Below are 20,744 nucleotides of genomic sequence, written 5' to 3'. Positions count from 1 at the left end.
TAGGAACTCAGCGAAAACCTATGAATTAAATCCTTCAATAATTTTAGAGAAATCCTCCAGTTTTAAAGCTGCGCCACCGATTAATCCGCCATCGATATCCGGTTGAGAGAAAATCTCCTTAGCATTATCAGGCTTCACAGAACCTCCGTAAAGGATAGAAACCTCGTCAGCAACTTCCTGTCCGTATTTTGCAGCAATGATGCTTCTGATATGTGCGTGGATCTCCTGAGCCTGTTCCGGAGAAGCTGTTTCCCCAGTTCCGATAGCCCAAACCGGTTCGTAAGCGATCACCACTTTTTTGATCTCTTCAGCAGAAAGCGTAAAAAGAGCTACTTCAGTCTGGTTTTTCACCACTTCGAAATGCTGCCCGGCTTTTCTCTGTTCAAGTGTTTCACCATTACAGTATACAGGGATCAGGCCTTTATCAAGAGCTAATTTGATCTTTCTGTTGCAGTGAGAATCCGTTTCACCGTGGTATTGTCTTCTTTCAGAATGGCCTATCAATGAACCTGTCACATCGATAGATTCAAGCATATCTGCAGAAATCTCTCCTGTATAAGCACCACTTTCGTGCTCACTCATATCCTGAGAAAATACACCGATTTCATCCTTCTCGAAAATATCTTTAGCCATCATCAGATATAAAGAAGGTGGTGCTATCCATACTTCGCAGTTGGTGGTGTTATTGTTTTTATAGCTCAGTAATTGAATCATTAACTGCTGTGCGTCGATGACATTTTTATTCATTTTCCAGTTTCCTGCAACTATTTTTCTCCTCATAGTCTTATTATGTAAATTATTGTTTATTATTTATTTTTTTCCAGATTTTATGAATTGCTAAATACGAACTCACGAAACAAAAATTTTATTTTCAGTCATTTAAAATCTGCAATATCCGCAAAATCTGCGAGATGTTTAATTATTTAGTAATTCCCTCTAGTTTAAACATGAAAGCATACACCAGCGAAATATCCTTCAGATAATCAAATCTTCCCGATGCACCACCGTGGCCGTAATCCATGTCAGTTTTTAATAATAATACGTTTTTGTCAGTTTTCATATCTCTAAGCTTGGATACCCATTTTGCAGGCTCAAAATACTGGACCTGGGAATCGTGCAGCCCTGTAGTTACCAAAATGTTAGGGTAGTTTTTCTTTTCGATATTTTCATATGGTGAATATGATTTCATGTAGAAATATGCCTCTTTATTATTTGGATTTCCCCATTCATCATATTCATTGGTAGTCAGCGGAATACTTTCATCAAGCATTGTATTGACAACATCTACGAACGGAACCTGCGAAATTACACCATTCCATAAATTGGGGTTCATATTCACTACCGCACCCATCAAAAGGCCTCCGGCGCTTCCGCCCTGTGCATAAAGATGTTTTGGTGAAGTGTATTTTTCCTTAACAAGAAATTCGCCGGCATCGATGAAATCGGTAAAAGTATTCTTCTTTTTCATCATTTTTCCGTCTTCATACCATTGTCTTCCCATTTCCTGGCCACCACGGATGTGAGCGATGGCAAAAGCAAAACCTCTGTTCAGAAGGCTAAGTCTCGTACTGCTGAAAGCTGCATCCATCGAGCTTCCGTAAGACCCATAGGCGTAAAGAAGCAGCGGACTGTTTCCATCCTTCTTGAATCCTTTCTTATAAACAATAGAAATTGGAATTTTTGTACCGTCTTTTGCCGTTGCAAAAAGTCTTTCAGTAGTATAATCATCTTTGGTATAACCGCCAAGAACCTTCTGCTGTTTCAGTAATATTCTTTTTCCTGTCTTTAAATCCTGCTCAAACTGAGAAACAGGCGTTATCATTGAAGTATATCCGAAACGGAAATTGTCCGTATCGTATTCAGGATTTTCCAGTGAAGAAATGGTGTAAGTAGGTTCATCAAATGTCAGAGCTTCCTTTTTACCTGTCTTTCTGTCATAAATAACAAGTTGCGTAAGTCCGTTCTGCCTTTCACTGAAAACAAGATAATTTTTAAACGCGCTCACAGACTGCATTAAGACGTCATTTCTGTGCGGAATGAAATCTTTCCAGTTCTCTACACCGGTCTTATCCAAAGGAGTTTCCACTATTTTAAAATTAAGCGCATCCTTATTCGTTCTGATCAGGAATTTGTCTTCCAAAGGTGTAATGGTGTACAAAACATTCTTCATTCTCGGCTGGAAAACTTTGAATGTTCCGTTCGGATCATTGGCATCCAGGTATCTGGTTTCGGAAGAAGTGGTAGCGCCCGAATAAATCAGAAGAAATTTATGATTTTTAGACTTGTATACCGAGATATAGTTGGAGTGGTCTTTTTCCTCATAAACCGTTACATCTTTAACCGGATCCGTTCCCAACGTATGTCTCTTGATTTTTTCAGATAGAAGAGTAACCGGATTTTTCTCTGTATAAAAAATCGTTTTATTGTCATTGCCCCATTCTGCGGAGCCTTCTGTATTTTTAATGCCCAGGTTAGTTGTTTTTCCGGTTTTCAGATCTTTTAAAAATAAAGTATACTGTCTTCTGGAAACATCATCTACACCATAAACCAGCTTTGTATTATCCGGGCTTATGCTAAAGCCTGATGCAGCATAATAAGCATGTCCTTCAGCCAGTTTATCCACATCCAGAAGGATCTCTTCAGGAGCGGTAAGGCTGCCCTTTTTTCTGCAGTATTTGAAATATTGTTTTCCGGCTTCTGTACGAGTATAATAATAGTATCCGTTTTCAAAAACAGGTACAGATTCATCTTTTTCCTTGATGCGGGCTTTCATTTCCTGGAAAAGCTTTTCCCTGAAAGGTTCCGTATCCTTCATCATGCCTTCCCAATAGGTATTTTCGGCTTTCAGATAATCAACGACTTTCGTGGAATCTTTTCCCTTTTTAAAATAATCGATCAACCAGTAATAGGGATCGTTTACTTTATCACCATGAATTTCCCGGATATGTTCCTGCTTTTCAGCGGTCGGAGCTTTAAGGGCAGGGAATTTTTGAGATTGTATCATAGAAGTACTCATAATTAATATTCCCAGATAAAATTTTTTCATAGTATAGTTTGTTTTTTGGTGTGTTTCCTATGCTAAATTCCACAGGTTTTTCAGAAGCTTGTAGAAAGTATGCTCTTCATCCGTGACTTTATTGTCAGCTTTGATCAGTGTTTTAGCAAATTCTGCGAATTTTACGCGCTCCTCGTCTGTAGAATCATCAAAGAAACATCTTGCGTGGAATTCAAAGTGGTCTTTCCATTCTTCAGGCTTTAGAAGAGCCAAAGTTTCCAGTTCATTGTCAAGATTCATTCTGAACGGAAATTCGTCTGCCATATACTGTTGAATCAGCATTCCTTCTTCAGGAGCAAATTCTCCGTCTACAGAAGAAAGGATCATTAACAGGTGATAACCGGCGATTGATTTATTTGATTTTTGCATATTAGTAATTCTTTATTAAATGATCTAAATTATTTTTTTCTAAAATTCTATCGAGATATTTTCCTCTGCTGCTTGCTTCCCTTTGATAAGGTGCAAATTTTGAAGCTACTTCGTTAAATTCTTCATTTAATTTCATTAGCTCCTCTTTTTCATCATTGCTAAGCGTCTTTTGAGAAAACAGGGAGTTGAATTGCATGAGTTTCTTTACAATAATTTCCTTTTTTACAATTTCTTCTTCAGTTGAATGGAGAGTACAGATTCCATAAATACCTTTACAATAAGCATCCCATTCATCCTCAAAAATTTCATTGATTTTTTGCTGATCTTCAAGATCATTTTCCGAAATATGATGATAAGCAAAATTTTTATCGGGATGTCTCATTAAGTCACGAATAAATTTCTCTTTAAATTCAGCTTTATATTGTAGAGAATCCTTCAGATTTTTATGCTCCTGAATCAGTTGGATACAATTTTTACTGAAATATTTTTCAGTGATCTCACTCTGGAATTCATCATTCAGTGGTGAAGTGATTTTTATTTGTTGAGAAATCACATAAGAGGCATCCGGAACTAAATGGTTTTGAATAAGTATTTTAAGTTCATCTTTGGTAATGCCTGTTACAGCACATATATTATCTTCAGTAATGTAATTTTCATTAATATATCTCAAATTCTTTTCCATAGCCTTATTTTATATAATCTTTTGCAGGTTGTTTGTCTACAATTTTCCCTTTCTCCAATATCAACACAAACGGATTGCTCCTCGCGATCGTTTTGATGGCTGTTGCGTCCATCATAGCATTTTTTATGGTTTTAAAAGTGTTATGATCCGTAGAAACACCGTAGATTACAGCTCCTTTTTGGGCATTTACTTTGGCTTCAACCTTCTGGATAAGTTCAGCGGAAACTTCCTTCGGATGATAAGAAAAAACAAGCACAGCTTTTGGTGCATTGATGATCTCATCCGTTAAATCCATTCCTGTAGGATCTTCAATTTTGAATTTTACGATCTCGGATTTATACCCTTCTTTCGTCAGAACAGATTCATTTTTTCCTTCCTCAATTTTCCATGGAGAACCTTCTGCCCAGTATTTTGTTTCTTTAATATAATCGTCCTGATTAACCTTTAAAACCTCTCCTGTCTTCTGGTTTTTAAGAGAGTAAAAAGTCTTGTATTGAGAAGGATTTTTATTGATCTTTTCCTTTTCGGCCTTCATATCGGTCCCGGTCTTATAATCCCGGAAATCGATCAGAGGTTCATGCATGATTCCCTGAGCCATAATGTAAATCATGATCACAGAAAAAAGTCCCAGAACAGCATATTTGAACTTACCTGAAGATTCTTTCGCACCAGTACTGCTGTACTCGTCTTTCTTACGAAATTCCTTTCTGTATAAAACAAAAAGAATAATAAGACCTACAAGAAGCACAATATCTTTAATAAAGCTCTGCCAAGGGGTAAACTTTATGGCATCTCCAAAACATCCGCAGTCCGTCACCACATTAAAATAAGCAGAATAAAAAGTAAGGAACCCGAAGAAGATACAAAGGGCAATTAACGCTGAAAGAGTAAATTTAAGCTTCAGTTTCAACAGCAGCATAAATCCTAAGAAAAGCTCCAGTACGACCACAATGATCGAGAACAGAAGCGCAAATTTTTCCAGGAACGGCATATTGAAAACCGGTGGTGCGAAATATTCTTCCATTTTGAAGGAAAATCCTACCAAATCCACAGCCTTCACAAAGCCTGAAAGAATGAAGATAACAGCAATAATAAAGCGTAATAAACCTTTGATCATATCAATTTATTTTGGGGTTTCGGAAATATTTTCTTTTTCAGAGAACTTGATCAGGCAGAAAACAGCGTAATTCAGCATATCGAAATAGTTCGCATCCAGCCCTTCAGAAACAATAGTCTTTCCCTGATTGTCTTCAATCTGCTTCGTTCTCAGTACTTTCTGATAAATAAGGTCAGTGATAGAAGAAATTCTCATATCCCTCCATGCTTCACCGTAGTCATGGTTCTTTTTTTCCATTAAAGCCTGAGCATCATTTGCATATGTGTCGTAAAGACTCAAAATCTCCTCCTTGTTTTCATTAAAATCATTTGAAAAACCTTTCTCAAGCTGAATAAGTCCGATAATAGAGTAGTTAACGATCGCGATGAACTCATCTTCCTCACTTTCATCCACCATTTTTTTATCTGTCATCTGAAGCGTACGGATCCTGTTTACTTTGATGTAAATCTGATCTGTAATAGAGCTGGGTCTCAAAACCCTCCATGCTGCCCCATAATCCTGTAATTTTTTACTGAATAGATCACGGCACTGACTGATAACTTTCCCGAACTGTACTGATGTTTTTGACATAAATTCTCTTAATCTCCCAAATATACGAATTCGGTTTTAGGTAGCAGGAATCGGGAATTGATTTTTGTCAGCGTTTGGAAAGTTTAAGTTTAATGTGGATTTCGGGGTGAGAAGGTTGAGGAATAGAAGAGTTGGTTGCTGGTTACCAGTTGCTGTTTTCTTGTTCGGGTTTTTAAAGAGAGAAATTTTAAGTTAGAAAAACCTTCATTTTTATCCAAAGATATTATTCAATTAATCACAAGCTGACAACTAATAACCAGCAACCAACAAAAACCACAAAATCCTCATATTCCATAATAAGTCTTAATTTTGCAGAATATCATCATTTATCAATCATAAACATGCTTTCCCAAACCCTCAAACCTTTCCACTCCATCAATTGTAATGGTAGGCTGGTAGAACTAAGTGTCCCTAAAATTATGGGTATCCTCAACCTTACTCCGGATTCATTTTCAGACGGTGGGAAATTTAACAGTGAAAAATCAGCGCTGGAGCATGCCGAAAAACTTTTGAAAGACGGAGCTGAAATTATAGACATCGGGCCGCAATCCACCCGTCCGAATGCTGAATTTTTAAATAGTAAAGAAGAAATAGCCAGAATTGGAAGCATGATTTCCATGATTAAAAAAGAATTTCCTGAAGCACTGATATCACTGGATACATTCTATGCTGAAACCGTAAAGTTCGGATTTAATGAAGGAATTGATATGATCAACGATATTTCCGGCGGACAGTATGATGATAAAATGTTTGAGGTTGCAGGGGAAACGAAGCTTCCCTACATTCTGATGCATGTGAACCCATCTTACGAAACGATGCATAACAAAGTGAAGTTTCAAGATATTACGCTGGAAGTCAATCGTTATTTTTCTAAAAAGACCCATGAGCTTCTTGAAAAAGGAGTAAAAGATATCATCCTTGATCCTGGTTTTGGTTTCGGAAAAACAGTAGAAGATCAGATGAAAATGATCGGTGAAACAGAATATTTAGGTTTTGATAAATTTCCTTTACTGATAGGTATTTCCAGAAAGTCATTTATCTATAAACCACTTGGGAAATCTCCCTTGGATATCAATGAAGAAACACAGAAACTCCATGCGAAGGTTTTGGAACATGGAGCGAAAATTCTCAGAGTACATGATGTGGCAGAAACGGCAGTAACCATCAGACAATTTTTGCAAAAAAAATAAAAAATGTTAAAAAAGCTTGCTCAGTATTTAAAAATTAATACATTTGCAGTATGAATTTTACGAATCAGAAAAATATTATTGTCATTTCTAGCATTATTGTTGTCATTAACAACAGTAGGAAAGCGGCATTGTAAAATCTTTTAATTTAAATTATATAAGCCGTTTCATATTGAAGCGGCTTTTTTATTTCAAAAATTATGTATCAGTTATTAACAGTAATTATTATCGTCATTATTATTCCCTTGCGTTTGTGAGAAGGATAGAGTATGACTGTACATATTTGAGCCCTCTCACATCGTGAGAGGGCTTTTTTTATACCCATTTGCTAATTTTTAAACCCTTATACAATGTATTACAACGACGAAACTATCGTGTATTTTGATGGAAACTTCCTTAAAGCCGAAGAAGCGGGAATGGATCTTTACGGACAATCACTTCATTATGGTTATTCCGTTTTTGAAGGCATAAAATCCTACAATACCGATCACGGAACCAGAATTTTTAAAGCAGAAGAACATTACGAAAGATTGAAAAGATCAGCAGAACTGATGTACATCCCGTTTGATTATTCAGTCAGTCAATTGACAGATCTCACCTATGAACTTTTGGAACGCAACGGATTTAAAGACGCTTATATCCGTCCATTGGTGACCTGTTCGCCCAATATGTCTCTTTCCAAAGGAAAAAAATCCTATCTCTCACTGCTTGCCTGGGAATGGAGTAACGGGTATCTCGCAGATAAAATGAAGATCATGACCTCAGGATTTCAACGTCCCAATCCTAATGCTTTTAAAGTAGAAGCTAAAGTAGGCGGGCATTACGTCAATTCTATCCTTGCCTGCCAGGATGCCAAGGACAAAGGCTACGATGAAGCCCTGTTACTTGATGAAAACGGAAATGTTGCTGAAAGCTCAGGAGCCAATATATTCTACGAAAAAGACGGAACATTATTTACGCCCGCAAAAGGAAGCATATTACCGGGTATCACAAGACAGACTGTTCTTGAAATATGCAGTGAACTTAATATTCCTGTTAAAGAAACTTTCTTCAAGCCTGAAGATATGAGAGGAGCTGATGCCGCTTTTTTCTGTGGTACGGCAGCTGAAATTGTAGCGTTGGATTCTTTAGATGGTGTGCCTTTTACCAAAAACTGGAAAGATACATCAAGTTCAAAAGTACAACAGGCCTATCTGAAACTGGTAAGACTTCTGTCATTGTAAATTTTAAGAATTTAAATGTTTGATAATCAGTTATTTATTTCTATTTTTTAAACAGTTGGATACTGTAATTTTCATAAAAGTGAAAATGAAAAAGATATTACAAGCTGTAGTTTTGGGTCAAAATTAAGTTAAAGCTCTATTTAAATTCCGAAAAAATTAAAATTTTTGATATAACGCTGAGAAATGATAAAAACAGCAAATGCAGAAAAATATGTTAAATAAATATTCAAAAACATTCACACAAAACAGCGAACAGCCCGCCGCAAAAGCAATGCTTTACGGAATAGGTTTTACAGAAGAAGATATGCACAAGGCCCAGATCGGTATTGCCAGTATGGGATATGACGGAAATACCTGCAATATGCATCTCAATGATCTTGCGAAAGTAGTAAAAAAAGGAACCTGGAATCACGGTCTTGCAGGATTGATATTCAATACCATAGGAGTAAGCGATGGGATGAGTAACGGTACAGACGGAATGCGGTATTCACTGGTAAGCCGCGACGTGATAGCAGATAGCATCGAAGCCATCTGCGGGGCACAATATTATGACGGAATCATTGCATTACCGGGATGTGACAAGAATATGCCGGGAACTATTATCGCCATGGGAAGGCTGGACAGACCGTCCATCATGGTTTATGGAGGAACGATAGCTCCGGGCTGCTATAAGAATGAACCGCTTAATATCGTTTCGGCCTTTGAAGCTTTGGGGAAAAAAATTGCCGGAGAAATTTCAGAAGAAGACTTCAATGGGGTTATTAAAAATTCCTGTCCAGGAGCGGGAGCTTGCGGAGGAATGTATACCGCCAATACCATGTCTTCAGCCATAGAGGCATTAGGAATGAGTCTTCCGTATTCATCTTCCAATCCTGCAATGAGTCCGGAAAAACAGAATGAATGCCTTGAAGCAGGAAAGTATATTAAAATATTACTGGAGAAAGATATCAAGCCTTCAGACATTATGACTCGTAAGGCTTTCGAAAATGCACTTCGTCTCATCATTATTCTTGGAGGCAGCACCAATGCCGTTCTGCATTTTATAGCGATGGCGAAAAGTGTAGGTGTTTCCGTAACTCAGGATGATTTCCAGAAAATGAGTGATATTACACCGGTATTGGCAGATCTTAAGCCCAGTGGAAAATACCTGATGCAGGATCTTCATAACCACGGAGGAACACCTGCCGTCATGAAATACTTACTGGAAGAAGGTTTACTGCATGGCGACTGTTTAACGGTTACCGGAAAAACCATTGCTGAAAATCTTGAGAACGTTCCCAGTCTTGATTTTACGAAGCAGAAAATCATCAGACCCTTATCAAACCCAATCAAAGAAACGGGACATCTGAGAATACTGTATGGAAACCTCGCTGAAAAAGGAAGTGTGGCAAAAATCACCGGAAAAGAAGGCGAAAAATTTTCAGGAAAAGCAAGGGTATTTGATGGCGAAAAAGATCTGATCAAAGGAATTGAAAACGGAAGGGTTCAGCACGGAGATGTGATTGTCATCCGTCATGAAGGACCCAAAGGAGCACCGGGAATGCCGGAAATGCTGAAACCTACCAGCGCTTTGATCGGTGCGGGCCTTGGGGGAAGTGTAGCTTTAATTACCGATGGAAGATTCAGTGGCGGAACCCATGGTTTTGTAGTGGGGCACATCACTCCGGAAGCATATGAAGGTGGCCTCATTGCTTTTGTAAAGGATAATGACCTTATTGAAATTGACGCTGTAAACAATACGATACAGCTCAAAGTTTCTGAAGAAGAAATCAAACAACGGAAGAAAGGATGGCAAAAACCTGAACTTAAAGTAAAAAAGGGATTGCTGTACAAATATGCACTCACCGTGTCATCAGCCGCAGAAGGTTGTGTAACAGATGAAATTACCTAATAAAAAATACAATGAAGAATTTAAATGTATCCACAGAAACAGAAATCAGCGGCAGCCGGATCATCCTTGAAGCATTTCTCCAAGAAGGAGTAAAAACGATATTCGGATATCCGGGCGGGGCCATTATTCCAATTTATGACGCTCTTTACGATTATAAAGATCAGCTGGAGCATATTCTGGTCCGTCACGAGCAGGGAGCAGTCCATGCGGCACAGGGGCTTGCCAGAGTATCCGGAGAAGTAGGAGTGGTGTTGGCTACAAGTGGTCCTGGAGCAACCAATCTTGTAACAGGATTAGCTGATGCGCTGTTGGATAACACGCCTATTGTATGCATTACGGGACAGGTTTTTGAACATCTTCTGGGAACCGATGCGTTTCAGGAAATCGATGTGATGAATGTCACCAGCCCCGTTACCAAGTGGAATTATCAGGTAGCTGATGCTGATGAACTTTCTGAAGTATTGGCCAAAGCATTCTACATCGCAAGATCAGGAAGGCCGGGTCCGGTATTAATCGATGTCACGAAAAATGCCCAGCTGCAAAAGGTTTTCAATAGAGGCTATACACCTTGCGATTCCCTCAGAAGTTACAAACCGGATCCGGTTCCCAATATGGACAATATTGAAAAAGCTTCCTTTCTGATTAATCATGCAGAACGGCCGTTTATCATTGCCGGACAGGGAATTATGCTGGGAAAAGCAGAAAAAGAATTTTTGAAGTTTGCTGAGAAATCAGGGATTCCGGTGGCATGGACGGTTTTAGGAATGAGCGCGATCCCGACAGATCATCCGCAGGCTGTAGGAATGGTAGGAATGCATGGAAACTACGGTCCCAATATCCTTACCAACGAATGTGATGTGCTGATTGCGGTGGGAATGCGCTTTGATGACCGCGTGACCGGAAGACTGGACCAGTATGCCAAGCAGGCGAAAATCATTCATCTGGACATTGACAAAGCGGAGATCAATAAAAATGTAAAAGTTGAGGTTCCGGTTCTTGGAAACTGCAAAGAAACCTTACCGCTTTTAACACAGCTGATAGAACCACGAACGCATGCAGACTGGCATCAGAAGTTTAAAGATTGCTATGAGTTTGAACATCATGAATTGATAAGCCACGAACTTTATCCTTGTGAAGGAGAAATTACCATGGGAGAAGTGATCCGTCTGCTGAACGAAATGACAAAAGGAGAAGCTGTGATTGTAACCGATGTAGGGCAGCATCAGATGGCTACCTGCAGATATTCAACCTTTAAGCATTCCAGAAGCAATGTTACCAGCGGAGGATTGGGAACCATGGGATTCTGCCTTCCTGCTGCAATAGGAGCGGCTTATGGAGGAAAGAACCTTCCTGTTATTGCGGTGATGGGTGATGGAGGCGCACAAATGAATATCCAGGAGTTGGGAACACTGATGCAGTATCAGCCAGATATCAAGATCCTGATTCTTAATAACTGTTATCTCGGAATGGTAAGACAGTGGCAGGAACTGTTCCACGAAGAAAGATATTCCTCAGTTGATATTCAGAGCCCGGATTTTGTGCAGGTGGCCAAAGGATATCGTATTTCGGGAAAAAAAATAATTCAGAGAGAAGAATTGGAGGTTGGATTAAGTGAAATGCTTCACCATAAAGGGGCTTTCCTGCTGGAAGTAATGACTGGGAAAGAACACAATGTTTTCCCGATGATCCCTCAGGGAAAAAGCGTTTCGGAGATTGTCCTGACCAACAATAAGACATAACAATATAAATACAATATAAAAAGATGAAATTAGAAAACAGAGAATACACCATAACGGCCTATACAGAAGATTATCTGGGCCTGATCGGGAGGATCAATGCTATTTTTTCAAGGAGAAGGATCTCCATTGTGAATTTTAATGCAGGGCCTTCCGATATTGAAAAAATAAAAAAAATTGTAATCGTCATCAGAGAAACAGAAGAGTCTGTACAGAAAATTACCCGACAGATGGAAAAACAGGTAGATGTTCTGGAAGTTCATTATCATAAAAGTCCATGCCTCACCACAGCGGCACACGCAAGCTGAATTATAGATACAATCAAAAAATTATAAATAACAACATATAAAAATTAAAAAAATGGCAAAATTGAATTTTGGCGGAGTAGAAGAAAACGTAGTAACAAGAGAAGAGTTCCCATTACAGAAAGCTCAGGAAGTGCTGAAAGATGAAATTGTAGCCGTGATCGGCTATGGTGTACAGGGACCCGGACAGGCACTTAACCAGAAAGACAACGGAATTAATGTGATTGTTGGTCAGAGGAAAAACTCAAAATCCTGGGATAAGGCTGTGGCAGACGGATTTGTACCCGGAGAAACATTATTCGAAATAGAAGAAGCTTTGCAAAAAGGAACAATTATTTGCTATCTCTTGAGCGATGCTGCTCAGATCGAATACTGGCCGAAAGTTAAACAACATCTTACCCCTGGAAAAGCACTGTATTTTTCCCATGGTTTCGGAATAACCTTTAATGAACGTACAGGAATTATTCCACCGGCTGAGGTTGATGTATTTCTTGTTGCACCCAAAGGATCCGGAACTTCATTAAGAAGAATGTTCCTGCAGGATCGCGGACTAAACAGCAGTTTTGCCGTATATCAGGATGCTACCGGAAAAGCTAGAGAAAGAGTAACTGCATTGGGAATAGCCATCGGAAGCGGTTATTTGTTTGAAACAGACTTTAAAAAAGAAGTATTCAGTGATCTTGCGGGAGAAAGAGGAACATTGATGGGTGCTGTACAGGGAATATTTGCTGCACAATATGATGTATTGAGAAAAAACGGCCACAGTCCTTCTGAAGCATTTAATGAAACAGTTGAAGAACTTACACAATCATTAATGCCATTGGTTGCAGAAAACGGGATGGACTGGATGTATGCGAACTGCAGTACCACAGCACAAAGAGGAGCACTGGACTGGTGGAAACGTTTCAGAGATGCCACTTCTCCGTTATTTGAAGAATTGTATGAAAGTGTTGCCAAAGGAGATGAAGCACAGCGTTCTATCGACAGCAACAGCAAACACGATTACCGGGAAAAACTGGAAGTTGAACTGACTGAGCTTAGAGAAAGCGAAATGTGGAGAGCGGGCAAGACTGTCCGCAGCCTCAGACCTGAGAACAATTAATCACAAAAATAATGGAAGAAACGTATCCTTCTGTTTTGGACAATGTCTATAAAGCAGCAGAAAGACTCAGAAATGTAGTGGTAAGAACACCTTTGGCTATTAATAATAACCTCTCTACCATTTATGAGGCAAAGATCAGCTTTAAAAGAGAAGATCTGCAGCGCGTGAGATCCTACAAAATCAGGGGAGCTTACAATAAAATGGCGGTGATGTCTCCTGAAAATCTTGCGAAAGGTGTGGTTTGTGCAAGTGCAGGAAACCATGCTCAGGGAGTCGCTTTTGCGTGCAGTACAATGAAGGTTAAAGGAACTATTTTCATGCCTTTGCCCACTCCGGGACAGAAGCTGGAACAGGTGAGAATGTTTGGCGGTAACGATGTAGATATTGTTCTTTACGGGGATACTTTCGATGAAGCTAAAGATGCCGCAGTAAAGTTCTGTAAAGAGAATGAGGGAATATTCATTCATCCTTTCGAGGATCAGGATATTATTGATGGTCAGGCTACAGCAGCACTTGAGATTCTTGAGCAGTCGGATGAATCTGTTGATTATCTTTTTCTTCCGGTTGGAGGTGGTGGTTTGGCTGCAGGCGTTTGTTCTGTATTTAGAGAATTATCACCAGAAACGAAAATTATAGGAGTAGAGCCTTCTGCAGCGCCCAGTATGAAAAGAGCATTGGAAAAAGGAAAACCTGTGCTTCTGGAAAAAATCAGCCGTTTTGTGGATGGAGCTGCCGTACAGAGAGTGGGTGATCTTAATTTCGAACTCTGCAAAAATGTGCTGCACGATATGGCTTTAGTGGATGAAGGAGTAGTTTGTGAAACCATTCTTTCCCTTTACAATAAAGATGCTGTAGTAGTGGAACCTGCCGGCGCTCTTTCCGTGGCGGTACTCGAAAAATATAAAGATCAGATCAAAGGGAAAAATGTGGTCTGTATCATCAGTGGAAGCAATAATGATATTACAAGGATGGAAGAGATTAAAGAAAAAGCTCTTCTTCATGCAGGATTAAAGCATTATTTCCTGGTAAGATTTGCACAGCGCCCGGGAGCTCTGAAAACCTTTGTTATGAATGTTTTAGGCCCTAATGATGATATTACTTTTTTTGAATACACGCAAAAGAACTCAAAGGAGAAAGGTATTGCTGTTTTAGGGATTGGATTGAAGAATAGTGAAGATTTTACTCCGCTGCTCAATAATATGAAGAAGTATGACTTTTTTGTCAATTACCTGAATAATGATCCGTCTTTAATGAATTTGCTCATTTAAAATATTCACATAATCTGTTGTGGATCAGTAGGGAATAATCTAAAAAGTAAAAAGTAAGAAGACTGTTTTGTCGCTCCGTTCCCGGCAATGACAAAATGCAGACTCGGCGGCCCGAACGGGCCGCCGAGCTTTTTATCTCTCAAGCGTAAAATTCGAAATGACTTTCGGACGTTCAGCTTCATTGGCTACTTTCCAGGATGTTCTGTACATCCACTCCGTCATTTTATAAAGCTTTTTGTAGTTGATATTTTCAGATTCATCCTGAGGGGTGTGGTACTGATCATGCAGTACGCTGGTGAAAAATACCGCCGGAATTCCAATTTTTGCATATGGCAAATGATCACTTCTAAAGTAGAAATACTCAGCATGATTTGGAGAATCCCAGTCTTTCAGGTATTTGAATTTTGTACTTTCATTATTAGCATCCTCTGCCATTTTTACCAGTTCCTCAGAATTTTTATGGGGAACATTTCCTCCCAAAAGGGCGGCTTCATTATTGTCATTTCTGCCAATCATATCGCCATTCAGAACAGCTATAATCTTCTCTTTCGGAACAACTGGGTGAGCGGCATGCCATCTTGAACCCAGCAATCCTCTTTCCTCAGCTCCATGGAAAACAAACAGAATACTTCTTTTGCCGGGCTGTTTTTTGTAAGCTCTGGCCATGGCAAGCATTGCAACGCATGTACTGGCATTATCGTCAGCACCGTTGTAGATGGTGTCATTTTTTACAGGATGCCTGATTCCGTCATGATCCTGGTGACCGCTCAGCAAAACGTATTCTTCCTTAAGCTTAGGATCTGTACCTTCAATTTTTCCAATGATATTAACTGATGGATATTTGTAGGTTTCTGTGAATAGGTTCAGAGCAATTTTAGGGTTGTTTTTTATCCAACCTGCATTTTCTCTTTTGATCCATAAAACAGGAATATTATCCGTTATTTTTTCTCTCAGGCCTTCCACGCCGTAGGTTCCTCTTGTCATTTGAGGAAGAACCTCTACCCAGCTTTTTTCAGAAATATCATCGGTGATGAAAATAACTGCTTTTGCTCCCAGTTCATGAGCTTTGCTGTAATATTTTGCCCTTACAAATCCAGGATATCGTCTTACGAAAAGAGTCATTTCCTTGTCAATATTTTTGTCGGACGCATTAACGGCAAGAACTTTCCCCTTGATATTCAGTTTGGAAAGGTCTTCAGGTTCTGCATTTCCTGCGTACACGATATCAGTATTAATCGCTGTATTTACAGGTTCAGCAACAAGGAAATCTTTCCATATCTTAAGGCTGTTGTTACCGATGTTTAAACTGCTTTGAGGAGCTACCTGATGCCTGTACATATCAAAAAACTGGAAGAATGTACCATTGTTACCAGCGGGTTCCATTCCGGCTTCTTTTGCTTTGTCGGCCAGCCACATCGAAACTTTTAATTCATCTAACGTTCCAGCTTCACGCCCCCAGAACTGATCCGCAGCCAGCTCATACATATCTTTCCTTAAATCGGTTTCTTTGATGGCAGAGACCAGTGGTTTCTTGTAATTCTGAGCATTCGCAGAACTGAACAGGAGAATACTCAACAGAGAGAATACGTAGCTTTTATTCATCTAAAATTTTTAATTGAAGTTAGCCAATTTATCTGAGAACTGCTTTGAAAATTCTTTTCTGTCTTCTTCCAGTTTTTCCTGTTCGGCAGGAAGGATATAATTAAAAAGGACTTTATCTTCATTGTCAAGAAATATAATTTCCTTTTCGTTGCCATCGATCATCTGTGAAAAAATCTCCCACATTGAAGTGTCTTTTAGCTTTAATAATTCAAAAAACTGTTCCGTTTTTATTTCTATTCGCTGCATGTTTCGTTTTTATGTATTTATAGGTATTGTTTAAAATTCTAATAATTTCAGTTTAAACTGGATGGCAAAATTCTGTTTGAAATTGGGGGTGGTGTAGTATCCGACTCTGTAGAAAAGCCCTAAATTAAAATAACTTGACAGGAAATTATTCCACTCAAGACCTACTTCCTGATACAGGTGATCCAGTTTTCTGAATTTAAATTCATGATATTCCGGATGCTTCATATCTCCGATCGTTCCTCTCAGTACAAAATCAAAGCTCGAAATATTCTGTCCGAAACTTTTAAAATATAAAGGAAGCTTGTGGGTGAAATAATAGGCAACGAATTTATCATTGTAATATTTTCCGCCCTCCAGCGTTGCAAAACCAAGGTAAGACGTAAAGTTAAAATTAAAATCCTTTCTCGGAGAAGCCAGACCGTTCATTGTAAAATGCTTCCAGATTGGAGCTTCCCCCAATACAATCCCGCCGTACAATCTGAATCCTGTAGTTCCGAACATTGTTTTAAAATTGTGCACAAACAGGGCATCAAAACGCGTGTAATTGAAATCTCCTCCCAAAACTTTGTAACTCTGCTCATAGTTGAAATACAGCTCGGGATATTTCTGATCGATGATGGATTTTCCCTGAGGTGTCATGATATTCGTAGAATTCGGGGAATATTTTAAAGTAAATAACGTATTGAAATTATCAAACTCGCCGCCTTTTCCCCTGAACTCATAATCAAATTTAGCCTCTTCAATATTTCTTTTTGCAGCAAAAACCAAAGTCAGTCCGTTCGTAACATCGTTCAGGTAGGATAGGGAAGCTCCTCTGTAATGATAGTATTTATCATTGTTAATGTTATTTCCGTAATTCATCGTTCTCATCTTGAAATTCCACAGTCTTCTGTAAAACTCTCCCGATGCCGTTACGTCATTATAATATTCAGCTCTGAAAAATGAATTTTTATCCAGAGTCGTCTTTATATCCAGACCGATACCGTATTTCCATTTATTATCTTTAAAACCGTACGCGAAATAATAATCCGGTGAGAAATAAGGATTAAAAGTTTCGTTAAGCTTTGCTTTTAAGCCTAATCTGAAACCTTCATATAAGTTATAGTTTACAATTTCATCCACGGCAAAATCTACAATTCCCATCCGGATCTGGCCATTGATAAGGCCTGTCAGGATTTTCGCCTTGCTGTCGATATTATACTTTTTGCCCAGGCTGTCTATCGTAGTATATGTATTTCTTTCCCTTTCCGTCAGAGGATCGGTTCTGTACTGATCCAAAAGATGACCGTCTGCATTTTTCACCGAAAATGTATAGCCTTTAAAATCATTCCGGTTTTCCTCAATAGGCGATTTAAAGTCAAAATAAGTGGAAGTAAGGAAAGTATATGTCCCGAAACTGGTCCTGTCTTTCTTCTTAGGATTCTCTTCTGTTTTTTCTTTGTTTTCCTCTTCCATGGCGACCCTGCTCATTCTGAGTTTTACCTTTTCCTGAGCCAGAAACCATTTATTATTATAGAAAATCCAGGTGCTCGTAATGATACCGTCATTTTTGTTCTTGCTGAAATTTTCAATCTTTTGAATTCCGTAGGTTTCGGTGTCTATATAGATTGCACCATTGTATTTCCTCCTTTTATCAGGCTTTTTATAATTCACCTCACGGAAACGGATCACGAAAGTTTTTCTTCCGTTCACTTCAATGGTATCCGAAAGAAAAAAACGGTAAAGACCTCTGTTTTCCTGCTTGATCTGGTTGGGGATTTTATCCCTGTTGCTTTGCTGGATAGCAATCATTTCGTAGATCGGCTGCTTGAGGCCGGAAATCCTGTTGTCCAGGATATTGATCTTTTCACCATATTGTTTGGAATATAGAAATTCCTGAGCTCTTTCCCACAGAAAAAGCTTGCTTTTTGAAAAGATCTGCTTGGCGGAGATATTATTTAATGAATCTTTTTCCCTTTTTTTCTTGAAAAACTGAGTGTCATTAAAAAACTGGTTAAACTGATTAATACTGTCCTGATCAATGTCCAGGGATATTTTTTCATAGGATTTAAAAGTATAGGAATCTAAACTTTTCGGTGAATTGTCTTTGAAAAGCCTGTTTACTTTCTTTAAGATCTCAATAGCCCGCGGATCACTTCGGTCTTCAATGATGACCTCTTCAATATCAGTTGTTTTTGAGGTCTTTCTCAGTAAAGAAACTTCCATGTCTGCTTCAACAGATACTACCTCTCTCTGATATTTTTCCGCCTGGATTTCGAGAGTACTGCAGGATGATTTAAATTCCAGGGTGCCCTGGAGATCTGTAAAGCCTAAAACCTTTCCCTCACAGGATATTTGGGCGTTGGATATCGGTTTCTGATCGGTTTCGTCAATGACCTTAATCCTTGATTGGGAAGAACCAAAGAAAGAAATCATTAAAAACAATAAAACTAAAACCCTTTTCATGTAAAACTGAGTAAAAGTAGTAATATTTCTTGTGTTGGGAAAGTTTTTATGATTTGTTAATACATTGATTCATCTAAGTTTCAGATAGAAAAATAGAGTAAAAGAAGATTTTGAAAATGAGCACATTTTTAATGATCATCCAAAGCACCCATAAAGTCGATGATCTGATCTATTTCCTGATCCGTAAGCTGGAGAGGACTGTCAGAAAGTGTCTGGTTGTCCACTTTAAATCCAAAGCCTTTTCCACCACCTTTGTTATAAAAATTCATTACTTCCTTCAGGGTTTTATAACCTCCATTATGCATATAGGGAGCTGTTTTGCTGATGTTTCTGAGGGTAGGTGTTTTAAATGAATGTTGTAATGCGGCTACAGTTTCATGGAATTTTCCTCTTCCAAGATCCTCATCAAACATCTTATTTTCTCCGTTGGCAGCCGTTCCCAATACTTCCTGTTCCGTTTTTTTGAAATTCGGGGGAACGGTTCCGTTAAATAAAGGAATAAAATGACACAATGCACATTGGGCTTTTCCCACAAAAAGATTGAATCCCTTTTTCTGATTTTCCGTCATTGCAGAACGGTTTCCACTCATGTATCGATCAAAATTAGAATTGAACTTCGCCAAAGAACGGATGTAGCTTGCCAGTACATTCTGGAGCTGCCAGGTTTGAGCTTTCGGAGTATGGTAAATCTTTTTAAACGCCGGAAGATACGTAGCGTCCTGATTAATTTTATCCAAAATAACATTCAGATCACCGTGCATTTCTTCCTTGTTGGAGATCACATCTGAACTTTGGCCTTCAAGATCATCTTTTCGAATATCCCAAAACTGCCCGTGCTGAAACCCTGCATAATTCAGAGAAGGTGCATTCCGCTGAAGTTCTGCATTTTCAAGCGACATAGATTTGGCAAGTCCATCTGTAAAAGCTTTTTCCGGAATATGGCAGGTTGCGCAGCTTCTGTTGTTGCTGTTGGATAGAATTTTGTCACTAAAGAGCTTTTTGCCCAAAGCCGCTTTTTCATCAGAGAACGCGAATTCCTTTCCGGGAATAAATGCATTGGGATTAAAAGCATTTTTCGAGAAGAAAGTGGCTGCATTCTTACTTAAAGCAGTGGTCACCTCAATGTCCGGAATGTTTTCCTGCTTTTTAAATTCCAGGAGTAAAGACGAAATTGTATTCAAATGATCCGGAATAAAATTAACATAGTCAAACGTATTTCTGTCCGTGTTTTTTTTCAGTGCAGCGATGGCTGAGTTAATGGCTGCGTTAATACTTTTCAACGCTTTATCTTTCGACTGATCCGTAGAAATCTGCTGTAAAGTCATTTGAATAGCTTCCAGAGAATAAGGCATTTCCTTCAGGAATGTTCCTGATATAGGGGTGTCAAAACTTGAAATTCCTAAACTTGAAATCCTGAAAATTTCCTGTCTTACTGCATCAAAAATCTGGTCTTTACTGATGGAGATCGCCTGGAAGTTGGTTTTAATGGTATTGCTTTTATTGGTAAGCTTCTTCAGAAACCGAATCGCTTCTTCTTTGTTTTCGGGAGTGTAGGGGTAGAAGAGCTCTTCTAAAACCTGAAGTCCTTCCGGTTCCAGTTCGGTATGCTCATCCATTTCAATTTCAGAAAGGGCAGGACCGTTGATAAACCGTGCTGAATTTGGCAGAAAATATTCAACAGCCCATTCCATTTTTTTATAGGTGATTCTGAGTTCCTCAAACTTTCTCTGAATCGTCTTTTCATCTGCATTATTTGAAACAAGAGTCATTAGCTCATTGATCTGTTTTTCAAAAGAAGTATTGGTTTTGACTATTTCACTTTTTACAGCACTCAGATCTTCATTGATAGGCTGGTGTTTGTCTGTTTTACACTGAAAAAGAACAAAAAGAACAGCTACAATTGATAATATAGTAAGGATCGGATGTTTGAAGAATATTTTCATAAG

General features: G+C 38.8%; 17 protein-coding genes. 7 read left to right on the top strand and 10 right to left on the bottom strand.

Annotated elements, in window-relative coordinates; translation table 11 throughout:
- Positions 1-18 precede the first annotated feature (18 nt).
- The 6 genes from tpiA to ACMGDK_RS06025 all read right to left on the bottom strand — a co-directional run bounded on the left by tpiA (position 19) and on the right by ACMGDK_RS06025 (position 5,793).
- Positions 19-780: a triose-phosphate isomerase gene (gene tpiA, locus ACMGDK_RS06050; RefSeq protein ID WP_436807106.1), complete on the bottom strand. Its 762-nt coding sequence runs from the start codon at positions 778-780 to the stop codon at positions 19-21.
- A 139-nt stretch (positions 781-919) separates the two neighbouring features.
- Positions 920-3,046, bottom strand: coding sequence for a S9 family peptidase (locus ACMGDK_RS06045; RefSeq protein ID WP_436807105.1), 2,127 nt, complete (start codon positions 3,044-3,046; stop codon positions 920-922).
- 27 nt (positions 3,047-3,073) lie between these two features.
- Positions 3,074-3,424, bottom strand: coding sequence for a tellurite resistance TerB family protein (locus ACMGDK_RS06040; RefSeq protein WP_436807104.1), 351 nt, complete (start codon positions 3,422-3,424; stop codon positions 3,074-3,076).
- 1 nt (position 3,425) lies between these two features.
- Complete coding sequence (locus ACMGDK_RS06035) at positions 3,426-4,106, bottom strand: DUF6058 family natural product biosynthesis protein (RefSeq protein WP_436807103.1); 681 nt, start codon at positions 4,104-4,106, stop codon at positions 3,426-3,428.
- Positions 4,107-4,110: 4 nt separating this feature from the next.
- A complete protein-coding gene (locus ACMGDK_RS06030) occupies positions 4,111-5,223 on the bottom strand; it encodes a BT_3928 family protein (RefSeq protein WP_436807102.1) in 1,113 nt (370 codons plus the stop codon).
- A 6-nt stretch (positions 5,224-5,229) separates the two neighbouring features.
- Complete coding sequence (locus ACMGDK_RS06025) at positions 5,230-5,793, bottom strand: DUF1599 domain-containing protein (RefSeq protein WP_436807101.1); 564 nt, start codon at positions 5,791-5,793, stop codon at positions 5,230-5,232.
- A gap of 341 nt (positions 5,794-6,134) precedes the next feature.
- On the opposite strand from ACMGDK_RS06025, the gene folP reads away from it, so the two are divergent.
- The 7 genes from folP to ilvA all read left to right on the top strand — a co-directional run bounded on the left by folP (position 6,135) and on the right by ilvA (position 14,505).
- The gene (gene folP / locus ACMGDK_RS06020; protein ID WP_436807100.1) at positions 6,135-6,983 is read left to right on the top strand and encodes a dihydropteroate synthase; all 849 of its coding nucleotides are present in this window, start codon (positions 6,135-6,137) and stop codon (positions 6,981-6,983) included.
- 347 nt (positions 6,984-7,330) lie between these two features.
- A complete protein-coding gene (gene ilvE, locus ACMGDK_RS06015) occupies positions 7,331-8,203 on the top strand; it encodes a branched-chain-amino-acid transaminase (RefSeq protein WP_436807099.1) in 873 nt (290 codons plus the stop codon).
- A gap of 199 nt (positions 8,204-8,402) precedes the next feature.
- Positions 8,403-10,094 carry a dihydroxy-acid dehydratase gene (ilvD, locus tag ACMGDK_RS06010; RefSeq protein WP_436807098.1) on the top strand — a complete coding sequence of 564 codons (1,692 nt, stop codon included), beginning with the start codon at positions 8,403-8,405 and terminating at the stop codon, positions 10,092-10,094.
- A gap of 11 nt (positions 10,095-10,105) precedes the next feature.
- Positions 10,106-11,833, top strand: a complete 1,728-nt coding sequence (ilvB, locus tag ACMGDK_RS06005; RefSeq protein ID WP_436807097.1) for a biosynthetic-type acetolactate synthase large subunit — start codon at positions 10,106-10,108, stop codon at positions 11,831-11,833.
- 23 nt (positions 11,834-11,856) lie between these two features.
- The gene (locus ACMGDK_RS06000) at positions 11,857-12,138 is read left to right on the top strand and encodes an ACT domain-containing protein (RefSeq protein ID WP_436807096.1); all 282 of its coding nucleotides are present in this window, start codon (positions 11,857-11,859) and stop codon (positions 12,136-12,138) included.
- Between the two features lie 52 nt (positions 12,139-12,190).
- A complete protein-coding gene (gene ilvC, locus ACMGDK_RS05995; protein ID WP_426047466.1) occupies positions 12,191-13,237 on the top strand; it encodes a ketol-acid reductoisomerase in 1,047 nt (348 codons plus the stop codon).
- A gap of 11 nt (positions 13,238-13,248) precedes the next feature.
- Entirely contained in the window at positions 13,249-14,505 is a 1,257-nt protein-coding gene (gene ilvA, locus ACMGDK_RS05990; RefSeq protein ID WP_436807095.1) for a threonine ammonia-lyase IlvA, read from the top strand.
- Between the two features lie 132 nt (positions 14,506-14,637).
- Here the strand turns inward: ilvA and ACMGDK_RS05985 are convergent, their stop codons facing one another.
- From ACMGDK_RS05985 to ACMGDK_RS05970, 4 genes are all read right to left on the bottom strand, one after another.
- Complete coding sequence (locus ACMGDK_RS05985; RefSeq protein WP_436807094.1) at positions 14,638-16,107, bottom strand: M20/M25/M40 family metallo-hydrolase; 1,470 nt, start codon at positions 16,105-16,107, stop codon at positions 14,638-14,640.
- 9 nt (positions 16,108-16,116) lie between these two features.
- Entirely contained in the window at positions 16,117-16,353 is a 237-nt protein-coding gene (locus tag ACMGDK_RS05980) for a hypothetical protein (protein WP_436807093.1), read from the bottom strand.
- A 30-nt stretch (positions 16,354-16,383) separates the two neighbouring features.
- Positions 16,384-18,798 (bottom strand): hypothetical protein, encoded by a 2,415-nt coding sequence (locus tag ACMGDK_RS05975; RefSeq protein ID WP_436807092.1) that lies wholly within the window; start codon positions 18,796-18,798, stop codon positions 16,384-16,386.
- Positions 18,799-18,926: 128 nt separating this feature from the next.
- Positions 18,927-20,741 (bottom strand): cytochrome-c peroxidase, encoded by a 1,815-nt coding sequence (locus ACMGDK_RS05970; RefSeq protein ID WP_436807091.1) that lies wholly within the window; start codon positions 20,739-20,741, stop codon positions 18,927-18,929.
- Positions 20,742-20,744 lie beyond the last annotated feature (3 nt).

The organism is Chryseobacterium hilariae (assembly GCF_051400735.1).
Classification (GTDB): Bacteria; Bacteroidota; Bacteroidia; order Flavobacteriales; family Weeksellaceae; genus Chryseobacterium.
Note: the sequence above shows the minus strand (reverse complement) of the source record. Positions and strands in the feature narration are given on the sequence as shown.